The sequence below is a fragment of the Lysinibacillus xylanilyticus genome (genome assembly GCF_001708185.1).
GTDB lineage: Bacteria > Bacillota > Bacilli > Bacillales_A > Planococcaceae > Lysinibacillus > Lysinibacillus xylanilyticus_A.
In genome coordinates this window covers 375639-387211 of the sequence record NZ_MDDN01000004.1, presented here as the reverse complement: position 1 = coordinate 387211, position 11573 = coordinate 375639, and the positions used below count along the sequence as shown (strand labels likewise).

12 protein-coding genes are annotated in these 11573 nt (G+C 35.8%); all 12 read left to right on the top strand.

What is annotated here, in order from left to right; all coding sequences use genetic code 11:
• Positions 1-422 precede the first annotated feature (422 nt).
• The 12 genes from BFJ97_RS11830 (at position 423) to BFJ97_RS11780 (ending at position 11529) form a co-directional block, all read left to right on the top strand.
• Positions 423-692, top strand: a complete 270-nt coding sequence (locus BFJ97_RS11830) for a hypothetical protein (RefSeq protein WP_217492396.1) — start codon at positions 423-425, stop codon at positions 690-692.
• A gap of 97 nt (positions 693-789) precedes the next feature.
• A complete protein-coding gene (locus BFJ97_RS11825) occupies positions 790-1755 on the top strand; it encodes a hypothetical protein (protein WP_068984833.1) in 966 nt (321 codons plus the stop codon).
• Positions 1749-1961 carry an RHS repeat-associated core domain-containing protein gene (locus tag BFJ97_RS25705; protein ID WP_068984832.1) on the top strand — a complete coding sequence of 71 codons (213 nt, stop codon included), beginning with the start codon at positions 1749-1751 and terminating at the stop codon, positions 1959-1961. The genes BFJ97_RS11825 and BFJ97_RS25705 overlap by 7 nt, the downstream gene beginning before the upstream one ends.
• A gap of 526 nt (positions 1962-2487) precedes the next feature.
• Complete coding sequence (locus tag BFJ97_RS11815; protein ID WP_139114432.1) at positions 2488-2715, top strand: hypothetical protein; 228 nt, start codon at positions 2488-2490, stop codon at positions 2713-2715.
• Entirely contained in the window at positions 2682-3974 is a 1293-nt protein-coding gene (locus BFJ97_RS11810) for an RHS repeat domain-containing protein (protein WP_139114431.1), read from the top strand. The genes BFJ97_RS11815 and BFJ97_RS11810 overlap by 34 nt, the downstream gene beginning before the upstream one ends.
• Before the next feature lie 46 nt (positions 3975-4020).
• Positions 4021-4650, top strand: a complete 630-nt coding sequence (locus BFJ97_RS11805; protein ID WP_068984829.1) for a hypothetical protein — start codon at positions 4021-4023, stop codon at positions 4648-4650.
• A 468-nt stretch (positions 4651-5118) separates the two neighbouring features.
• Positions 5119-6696, top strand: coding sequence for an RHS repeat-associated core domain-containing protein (locus BFJ97_RS25445; protein ID WP_139114430.1), 1578 nt, complete (start codon positions 5119-5121; stop codon positions 6694-6696).
• A 22-nt stretch (positions 6697-6718) separates the two neighbouring features.
• Positions 6719-7177 (top strand): hypothetical protein, encoded by a 459-nt coding sequence (locus BFJ97_RS11795; RefSeq protein WP_068984827.1) that lies wholly within the window; start codon positions 6719-6721, stop codon positions 7175-7177.
• 343 nt (positions 7178-7520) lie between these two features.
• Positions 7521-7658 carry a hypothetical protein gene (locus tag BFJ97_RS24715; protein ID WP_175401738.1) on the top strand — a complete coding sequence of 46 codons (138 nt, stop codon included), beginning with the start codon at positions 7521-7523 and terminating at the stop codon, positions 7656-7658.
• 103 nt (positions 7659-7761) lie between these two features.
• Positions 7762-9066 (top strand): RHS repeat protein, encoded by a 1305-nt coding sequence (locus BFJ97_RS11790; protein ID WP_068984826.1) that lies wholly within the window; start codon positions 7762-7764, stop codon positions 9064-9066.
• On the top strand, positions 9067-10641 hold the full coding sequence (locus BFJ97_RS11785) for an RHS repeat domain-containing protein (protein WP_068984825.1): 1575 nt from the start codon (positions 9067-9069) through the stop codon (positions 10639-10641).
• 12 nt (positions 10642-10653) lie between these two features.
• Positions 10654-11529, top strand: a complete 876-nt coding sequence (locus tag BFJ97_RS11780; RefSeq protein ID WP_068984824.1) for a hypothetical protein — start codon at positions 10654-10656, stop codon at positions 11527-11529.
• Positions 11530-11573 lie beyond the last annotated feature (44 nt).

Genomic DNA, 11573 nt, shown 5'->3' with positions numbered 1-11573 from the left:
ATTGTTTCCCGTGTATTAATTACTCTGATTCATCCGAGGCTGGGTATTAACAGCAAATGGAGGCTATGCTTACAAAAAAATATTTATTTCAAAACATAATCAAAAGAGTAGCGTAAATTCCAAGAATCTGGATTTATTGCTACTCTTTCTTTTTATTAAATCTATTAACCTTTTGGATATGGTTGTAATAAACGAGTTAAAGTGTGTTCGAGTGACCTATGGTTATGACGAATTAAGAAGTGAGTCCAAGAGACATTTGGAAAAGATGAAGGATTGTTGAAAAGAGGTTGGGAACCTGTAAATGCGAAGCGATATTCTAATGAATAAACGATGAAACTTAGGGAGGATGCAATTAATTTTGCTAAGGGACAAGGTTATATAAAATTTCCTAAAAACTAATAAAATGGAAGGGTGGATTTTAATTGTTTGCTCAATGTATTCCTTTTGATGATCATGTGAGAGGTAGAATAGGTGGTAATCCTCCAAAATTGATTGAAGAACAAATACCTGATGATTACAGGTTTTATGCAACTCTAGTTCATCCAGAAAAGGAGGATGTTATGCTCTCTATTATTATTCATAAGAATTTTGATACTTTATTGGAAAATAAAATTTATCCTTCAATTGAAGTAAGAGTTATAGAGTATAAATACTCTGAAATTGGAAGTAATACTGCTAAAAGTATTTTATAGCTGAAAACATTCATTTTTACGTGATTAATGGGGCTTTTTTACATATGTTTTTCTTTTTTATTTATCTCCATCTTGTGCAATTTTTTGTAGTGTTAAAGTGAATAGTCGTTTAGGCAATCGTTCACAGATTACAAGTAGCTTAGGTGCAAAAATAGATGTCGCTCGTAATGAAATGGGCAATGTGTCACAAATCACAGCCTCTCGCTCAGAACAAGAAAATTGGACAGCATCCATGCAGTACAATGAACTCGGTCAAGAGATTGAGAGAATCTTGCCAAGAGATGTCATCAGCAAATGGCAGTATGATGTCGCAAGTAGACCGACACACCATCGAATAAATAGTCAAAACCGTGACACACGAAGACGAGTATATAATTGGGACGTCAATCATCGCTTACGAAGCATGGTAAACGAGTTAACGGGAATACGAGTTTCCTATGGTTATGATGAATTCAGTAATCTCGTTTGGACCAATCAAGGCGATCAATTTGACTTCTTACACCGTAGTGTCGATGATGTCGGGAATTTGTATGAAACAAAAGAAAAGACAGATCGTGTCTATGGTGCTGGAAGCAGATTGCTTGAAACGAGAGAGGCAATATTCTCTTATGATGAAGAAGGAAATCTGGTTCAAAAAGTCGAAAACAATGGTGGTACGTGGAAGTACGAATATAACGGCAATGGCATGATGTCGAAAGTCATCAAACCAGACAACACAGAAGTTACTTTCAAGTATGACTCGCTAGGTAGACGAATAGAGAAGTGTTCTGACGAAAAGACAATGAAATTCGTATGGGATGGAAATACAATCCTGCATGAGTATTTCTTGCGTAATAATTCAGATATATTCGAAAATATAGATGAGTATTCATCACAGAACAACTCAGAAATACCAGATAATCTAGTCACATGGGTGTTTAATGATGGGTTTATCCCTTCAGCTAAAATTACGAATGAAGGTAATTACAGTATTATTAGTGACTATCTAGGAACGCCTGTTGAAGCCTTTGATGAAGAAGGTAATAAGGTTTGGTCAGCTGAGCTTGATATTTATGGATGGTGAATGAGTTCACTGGTGAGAAAGATTTTATCCCTTTTAGGTATCAAGGGCAGTATGCGGATGAAGAAATAGGGTTTTACTATAATCGATTTAGGTACTACTCACCACAAGAGGGAATGTATATACAACAAGACCCGATAGGACTTTCTGGGAATAATCCTACAATCTATGGATATGTGAGTGATCCGAATAGCTGGATAGATCAGTAAGGATTGAATACATCTTTAGGTAATGTCGGTGAGAATGAAATAGTCAATCGATTGAACAATTGTGGCAGATACTCAGAAGTTGTTCAGATTCAAGATAAATCTGGTCATGGTGTTGATATACTGGCAAAGAATAAATACACTGGCGAGTGGAGTGCTTATGAAATAAAAGAGAAAAAATGTTGCAACTTTTCACAGAACAATATGATTCGTACAGATTAAAAATTCAGTGGATTTACTTGTGAAAATATTTATATTTACATCAAAAGAGTAGCAAAAATTCTTTGGGGATTGCTACTCTTTTTTATTATTCCCCTTTTGGGTGAGGTCTGTCTCTCATTTATTTTCCCTAAAATATAATTAACACTGACACCATAATAATCTGACAGTTTTATTAATATCCAAACAGGAATCTCATTTATGCCTGTTTCATTGGATTGCGAGTAGCTATGATGAATTAGGCAACCGTTCACAAATTACAAGTAGCTTAGGTGCAAAAATAGATGTCGCTCGTAATGAAATGGGCAATGTGTCACAAATCACAGCCTCTCGCTCAGAACAAGAAAATTGGACAGCATCAATGCAGTACAATGAACTCGGTCAAGAGATTGAGAGAATCTTACCAGGAGGTGTCATCAGCAAATGGCAGTATGATGTCGCAAGTAGACCGACACACCATCGAATAAATAGTCAAAACCGTGACACACGAAGACGAGTATATAATTGGACGTCAATCATCGCTTACGAAGCATGGTAAACGAGTTAACGGGAATACGAGTTTCCTATGGTTATGATGAATTCAGTAATCTCGTTTGGACCAATCAAGGCGATCAATTTGACTTCTTACACCGTAGTGTCGATGATGTCGGGAATTTGTATGAAACAAAAGAAAAGACAGATCGTATCTATGGTGCTGGAAGCAGATTACTTGAAACGAGAGAGGCAACATTCTCATATGATGAAGAAGGTAATCTGATTCAGAAAGTTGAGAAGAATGGTGATACGTGGAAGTACGAATACAATGGCAATGGCATGATGGCGAAAGTGATCAGACCGGACAACACAGAAGTTACTTTCAAGTATGATTCGCTAGGTAGACGAATAGAGAAGAGTTCTGACGATAAGACAACAAGTTTCGTTTGGGATGGGAATACTATCCTACATGAGTATTTCTCAGAGGAAGCTCTAGTTAAATTAGAAAATGATAGTCTAGTTACATGGGTGTTTAATGATGGATTCGTACCTTCAGCTAAAATCACGAATGATAGTAATTACAGCATAATTAGTGATTATCTCGGAACGCCTGTCGAAGCCTATGATAATGAAGGTAATAAGGTTTGGTCAGCTGAGCTTGATATATACGGGAGAGTAAAAGAATTTTTAGGTTCAAAAGATTTTATTCCATTTAGGTATCAAGGGCAATATCACGATGTAGAAACGGGACTTTACTATAACCGTTTCCGCTATTACTCACCTGATGACGGTTGTTATACACAGGTTGACCCTATCGGCCTTGCAGGCGGGAACCCTACCTTATACGGCTATGTGGGTGATCCTAATACTACGATTGATCCATTTGGATTGATAAATGAATTTGATATTGAAAAGTACGGAATTTTTAATGCCCCATCAAATGTTGGTGACGGACTAACTGGTCATGAATTATTACAAAACGGTTGGTTGAAACACAATTTAGGTACCAAAAGAATGGAAAAACCGCTGTCATATGACAATCCTTCAATCGCATTACATGAAAAACCAATTCACCAGAATATAAATAGAGCACAAAGAAAATATGGATTGTATGATAAAAATGTTTTAAAAAGACAAAGTGCATTAACAAATATTAATCGAAATGCTGCTATAACTAGGCGTGCGATAATGGAAGATCTTGTTAATAATAGAGGTATGAGTTTAGCTGATGCCAAGAAATTTGCAACCGATAAGGTTATGGAGTTAAGAGATCAAGCTATTGGACATGGCAAAAAACATGGTCTCATTCCTTGTAAATCTTAGAAAGGGGAAAGAAGCCAGTTAGAGGAAATATGGTTTCGAAAAAACAATGGAAAATTTGAGTAATATATTAAGTGATAGGTCAAAAGCTCTGATTTTTAAGGGAAGAAAATTTACTGACGGTGATACTAGCTGGATTGGGGGGAATGCCCCAGCATACTTTGATGATCAGAAAGATTTTCAAAGTAGATATGGTTCTAAATATTACTTTTTCTTATCATTAGTAAATCCACTAAATTCAGCTATGATGTTTACAATTTTTTTTCCTAGAGAGTATGATGAATACTTAGAAAATAACAAGTATCCTAATTGTACAATTCTACTTGTGGAACACCCTGTATCCAATGAAAGTAGCAAAGATGTGTTTACTAATCCAGATATGAAGAAGTATGCCGTTGTTAATTGTGGAGTAATAAATAACGACACAAGTGATAATGAAATTTTCTTAATAAAATTTTGGGGGACTCCTGAACACATCCAAAATAAAAACTTTTATACTAAAGAGTTAGTAGCTGATTCATTTGAATTTTTATTTCAAATTGATGAACAAGGATATCCAGAAGAAGATGATTTTATTCAAGGGAATTATCCATTTTCATATGGTGCTATTTACATTTATGCACAAATTAAGAATGAAAATGTTATGGATCCTATTGTTGGATACTGGCAGTTCTCTTAAATGATTTTAGCCATTAAAATTGCAAAAAAATACTAAAGAAATCTCAAAAACATATGTGAAGAAGACATTCAAGTCAACTTTGCATATGTTTTTTAGTTAGAAATGATATTCCCTCCAAGCTTTTAGTTTACATCCTCAACAGGAATATCGCACGCTCGCCCGTGTATGTCGATTAAAATATAAATGTGCGGATATATGCACGGCCAGACCAAGATATAAACAAAAATAAATACATTTTCGATTTAGACGTGCAAATCTTTTAGATGGTAACGACGTTCAATTATCATCAAGGAAATTGGCTTTGATGAGATAGAAAGAACATATGAACGAAGTCTGGCAGGATTGGTTCAAAGAATTCAACGTCCAGGTGATCGATGGACAGCGTATCAACATGATGGTCTAGGAAATGTCATTCGAACTGATTATTATGATGACACTTGGGAAACGTTTGGCTAAGACAAAAATGGCTTGTTGATAGAGACTGAAAATGAGCATGTGAAAGTAAAGCTGGAGCGAGACCCATCTGGTCAAGTGATCAAAGAGTGGCAAAATGACCATTGGATTGCGAGTAGCTATGATGTATCAGGCAACCGTTCACAAATTACAAGTAGCTTAGGTGCAAAAATCGACGTCGCTCGTAATGAAATGGGGAATGTGTCACAAATTACAGCTTCTCGCTCAGAGCAAGAACATTGGACAGCGTCAATGCAGTACAATGAACTCGGTCAAGAGATTGAGAGAATCTTACCAGGGGATGTCATTAGCAAATGGCAGTATGATGTAACAGGTAGACCGACACACCATCGAATAAATAGTCAAAACCGTGACACACGAAGACGCGTGTATAATTGGGATGTCAATCATCAATTACGAAGCATAGTAAACGAGTTAACGGGAATACGAGTTTCCTATGGTTACGATGAATTCAGTAACCTCGTCTGGTCCAATCAGGGCGGTCAATTTGACTTCTTACACCGAAGTGTCGATGATGTCGGGAATTTATATGAAACGAAGGAAAAGACAGATCGTGTTTATGGTGCCGGAAGTAGATTACTTGAAACGAAAGAGGCAACATTCTCTTATGATGAGGAAGGTAGTCTGATTCAGAAATTTGAGAAGAATGGTGATACGTGGAAGTACGAGTACTATGGCAATGGCATGATGTCGAAAGTTACCAAACCAGATAACACGGAAGTTACTTTCAAGTATGACTCACTAGGTAGACGGATAGAGAAGCGGTCTGACGATAAAACTATGAGATTCGTATGGGATGAGAATACTATCCTACATGAGTATTTCTTGGAGAATAATTCAGATAAATTTGAAAGTCTAGTAGAGAATTCTTCACAGAATAACTCCGAAATACCGGATAATCTAGTCACATGGGTGTTTAATGATGGATTCGTACCTTCAGCTAAAATAACGGATGAAGGTAATTACAGTATTATTAGTGACCATCTAGGAACGCCTGTTGAAGCCTATGATGAACAAGGTAATAGGGTTTGGGCAGCTGAGCTAGATATGTTTGGACGAGTGGTGGAGTACTCCGGTGTTCAAGACTTCATTCCATTTAGGTATCAGGGGCAGTATGAAGACAGGGAGATAGGATTATATTACAATAGATTCCGATACTATGACCCAGAACAAGGGAATTATACTCAAATAGACCCGATTGGACTTGCGGGTGGAAATCCTACCTTGTACGCATATGTGAATAATCCAAATTTAAAAATAGACCCGTTTGGACTTGATGATTTATATGCGTTACTTGCATTGAAAGATGGTTGGTATAATGTAATGGAATGGGGAAAGAAAAATTCAGTTGGTAAAGTATTTTTAAAAGAGGGAGAACTTTGGAAAATCGGCACTTCAAAAAATGCTAAGAAAAGATATACATTAGCATATTTAAATCGAATAGGTGTAGAAATGAAGATATTGCATACGAATGTTAATGATGCTACTGTAAAACATTTAGAAAATCAAAAAATTCGGGGTTATGAACAATGGAAAGGACATTTACCATCAGGAAATAAATGTCGCCATTAAATTTGAAAGGGTATGATATGATATGCATTTTAACATTGTAACTGATACGGCGGGTTCAAAGGTTGGAGAATTGGCAAGTGAGTTACGTAACTATTTAATACCTAGAATTCATAGTAAGTATGCCAATGTAGATGTTACTATTCTAGTAGGGTTTCGTTGTTTACCTGAATCATATAAGAGAAAATCCTTTATTAGATATACAAAAAAAGATAATTGTTTGGCTATTGATATTTCTGTGGAATTGGAAGATTATTTAAAAATGTATAAGATTGAACAACGATATCATCTAGGAAATATCTTTATTGAATATTTAAGAAAAGCATTAATAAAGAGAACATTTGAAGGGTTAGATAACGAAGAATTTATTGATGATATTATAAAATGGGGAAAAGAAATTCCTATAAAAATGGATTGTGGGTCGATAAAAGTAGAGAATTGGTTTAGAGATGAAATTGATTGGTCTTCAGATCTTGATAAGTAATCGAGAATTATGGACTGTAAGAAAGTGGTTAGAATTGTGAATACGTAAATTAAATAAGCGTGTAAAAATGAACACATGTAAAGAGGAGGCTAAAGGCTTCTCTTTACATGTGTTTTCTTGTTAGAAAGGAATTATTTATGTTCCGTGTATTAACTTAATACTCTCCCCTGCTGACAATTTTATTTGACAAGAAAAATTAAAGAAGGGAAACCCTCGCTACCAAGAAATAGCCTTAGAAATTTTTGAAGAAGAAGACCTGATTGGGATTGTTGTGACGGATGGTTGCGCAATAGGGTTTCTAATTTTACCAATAAATTTGCCGTATTTTAACAAACGAGAAAGAATGACCTTAACAAATACAGGTGAGGAGTATCATTTATTTGAACATGATACACGATTGATTTATGTATTTGAACAAACAACAGAGACGAAATACCGATTAAAAGAAGTTAGAAATGAGCAAGCCCATCATAGCGTATAACCTTAAAGGGTTCCTATGTCAAGTAACAGGCAGTGTTGGTAGAGTGCTCGAAGTTACTACTAATGAGGTAGGTAAAATGACATAGGTTGCCTTACGTAATCAGATGAGCCGTGAAGTATTAGTTCGTTATGTTTACAATGATCAACAAGATTTAATCGAAATTCAAGATGCGTTAGGGCAAAGTACGCATTTAAAATATAACAATCATTTAATGATGCAAAATATAGATCGTAATAAAAATAGCTTCTTCTGGCGCTATGATGGCCCAACGACAGGTGCACGAGTCATCAAAACTTGGGGAGACGGCAATGTCCTTGCAGGTGAGCTTTCGTATCATGAGGGCTATAACGAAATTACGAATAGCTTAGGTCATAAGAGTTATTATTATTATTTCAACGAAGATAATCTCTGTACGAAAATTGTTCATCCAGATGGTAGTGATGTTAGTTATCAATATAATGAGGATTTTGAATTACTCCAAGTAGTAGATGAAGATGAACATATGACGACGTTTAGCTATGATGAGTGGGCAAATCCGGCGACGATTACTCTTGCAGATGGCAGTACCTTATCCTCTCAGTACGATGAGAAGGATAGGTTGATTCTGGCTGTAAATGCAGAGGGGGGAAGCAGTCAATGGATTTATAATGAAAATGGGACATTACAGGCAAATGTTTTAGAAGATGGCGTGAAGACTGAATTTTCCTATAATGAACAATGTTTAATTAAAACGGTGACAAATGCGCAAGGCCATATGGTAAGCTTAGCTTATGATGTTGATCTGAACCTAAGTCAAGTAACCTTGCCAGATGGGACAAGTTCGAAGTGGAAATATGACCATCGTGGTAATTGTACCACAACGACCAATCCCCTAGGGGCTACAGAGAAGTTCCGTTATGATAGCTTGAATCGTCTTGTACGGGCAAATCTATCAGATGGTAACGACGTTCAATTGAAGTACAATGCCTATGACGATATTGTTTTTGCGAAAGATAACCATACGCAAGTAGCCTTTGATTACACCATTCTGGGCAGTTTAATATCCCGAGAACAAAGTGGAAAGAAAGTCAAATTCACCTATGATACAGAAGAGCAGTTAACCGCTGTCATCAACGAAAAAGGTGAAGCGTATCAGTTTGAACGCGATACGAAAGGGAATGTTATCAAGGAAATTGGCTTTGATGAGATGGAAAGAACGTATGAACGAAGTTTGGCAGGATTGGTTCAAAGGGTTCAACGTCCCGGCGATCGTTGGACAGCGTATCAGCAGGATGATCTAGGAAATGTCATTCGAGCTGATTATTATGATGACACATGGGAAACGTTTGGCTATGACAAAAACGGTTCGTTAATTGAGACTGAAAATGAGCATGTGACCGTAAAGCTAGAGCGAGACCCATCTGGATAAGTGATCAAGGAGTGGCAAAATGACCATTGGATTGCGAGTAGCTATGACGAATTAGGCAATCGTTCACAGATTACGAGTAGCTTAGGTGCAAAAATCGATGTCGCTCGTAATGAAATGGGAGATGTGTCACAAATCACAGCCTCTAGCTCAGAGCAAGAAAAATGGACAGCGTCAATGCAGTACAATGAACTCGGTCAAGAAATAGAGAGAATCTTACCAGGGGATGTCATCAGCAATTGGCAGTATGATGTAACAGGTAGACCGACACACCATCGAATAAATAGTCAAAACCGCGATACACGAAGACGCGTGTATAATTGGGATGTCAATCATCGCTTACGAAGCATGGTAAACGAGTTAACAGGTGTAAAAGTTTCCTATGGCTACGATGAATTTAGTAACCTCGTTTGGTCCAATCAAGGCGATCAATTTGACTTCTTACACCGTAGTGTCGATGATGTTGGGAATTTATATGAAACGAAGGAAAAGACTGATCGTGTCTATGGTGCCGGTAGCAGATTGCTTGAAACGAGAGAGGCAACATACTCTTATGATGAAGAGGGTAATCTTGTTCAAAAGGCAGAGAAGAACGGTGATACGTGGAAGTACGAGTACTATGGCAATGGCATGATGTCGAAGGTTATCAAACCAGATAATACAGAAGTTATTTTCAAGTATGACTCGCTAGGTAGACGGATAGAGAAGTGTTCTGACGAAAAGACAATGAAATTCGTATGGGATGGGAATACAATCCTACATGAGTATTTCTTGCATAATAATTCAGATATATTTGAAAATACAGATGAGTATTCATCACAGAACGACTCAGAAATACCAGATAATCTAGTCACATGGGTGTTTAATGATGGGTTTATCACTTCAGCTAAAATTACGAATGAAGGTAATTACAGTATTATTAGTGACTATCTAGGAACGCCTGTTGAAGCCTTTGATGAAGAAGGTAATAAGGTTTGGTCAGCTGAGCTTGATATTTATGGACGAATGGTGGAATTCACTGGGGGGCAGGATTTCATTCCGTTTAGGTATCAGGGGCAGTATGAGGACAGAGAAATCGGATTATATTACAACAGATTCCGTTACTACTCTCCAAGTGAGGGGATGTATTTACAACAAGATCCAATTGGGCTTGCTGGTGGGAATCCTACGTTGTATGGATATATTTATGATCCTCTGACAGAGTTTGATTTAGGTGGATTTAAGCCAACTAAATATGGGGATAGATTGTACTTAAAAGAGTTATTAGGTCCTTTTGCAAAAAAAGGTGGCGTTTATTTCTTCCCAGAAGGAAATGAAATGTATGTCGGGAAAGCAAAAAATCTTTATAAGAGGTTGTATCAACATCTAAACAAAGGAAAACTAGATCCAGCTGTTTTAGATAAAGTTGGCTTTATCCATGATCCTAATGCTTTAACAGATAAAGACTTATTTAAACTAGAAGATGATTTAATAGAGAAATACAAAACAAAGAAATTTAATCCTGATAAAATAGAACTATCGAATAAAATTAACAGCCCTGGAAAAAACATTAAAATAAGTACTAAATGTAAACCTTAAGGGGGAAATTAAATGTATGATATAGTTACTTCAAAGACTGATTTTAAAAATTATAATGTGTTTATCCAAGAATCGAAATCCATAGATAAAGATGTAATAAATTTTTTGAAGAATAATAACGTGAATGGAATATCTTTAGAGATGGAAGAGAAGATTTTACCGAATGTAGATTTTTTAAGTGAAATAACTCAGTTAGAATTCTTAGATTTAGGTAGAAAAAGTTATGGGAATTTGAAAGCCGTCGAAAAGTTAGTGAACTTAGAATATCTCAGTTTAGAAGGAAGCTGTGAAGAAAGCTTAGACTTATCAAAACTAATAAAATTACAAGATTTCTTTGTTTTGTACAACAAAAAAATTGAAAACATTTTTGACTGTGTGAATTTAAAACGTTTAATAATTCATCATTATAAAAAGAAGAATGTTGACGAGTTTGTAAAATTAGAAAAATTAAAAATATTAGGGATTTGGTCGTCACCTATTCAAAATATAGATGGATTAAAGGATTTAAAAGAAATAGAGCAACTGAAATTACGATATCTGTCAAAATTAGAGTCAATTGATGGAATTAAAAACAACTCTTCGGTTAAAGAGTTATGGATTCAAAATTGTAAAAAGGTTAATGATTGGGAGGTTCTCGGAACATTATCAAATTTGAGAGTCTTAACTATAGAAGCATGCGGGAATATACCGTCTTTGAAATTTTTAGATAAGTTAGAATTTCTTGAATCTATAAGATTAGTTTCAAATACATTTATAGAAGACGGAAAATTGTCATGGTTGATTGATAAAGAAAGTATGAAATATTTTAATACGCCAATTGAAAATCACTATGATATTAGCCTTGAAACCCTCAGTAAATTTAATACTTTTGGGATAAGAAACAATTGACAATTTTTAACTTGTGTAGAGAAAAAGTATAAAAGAAACAGAAA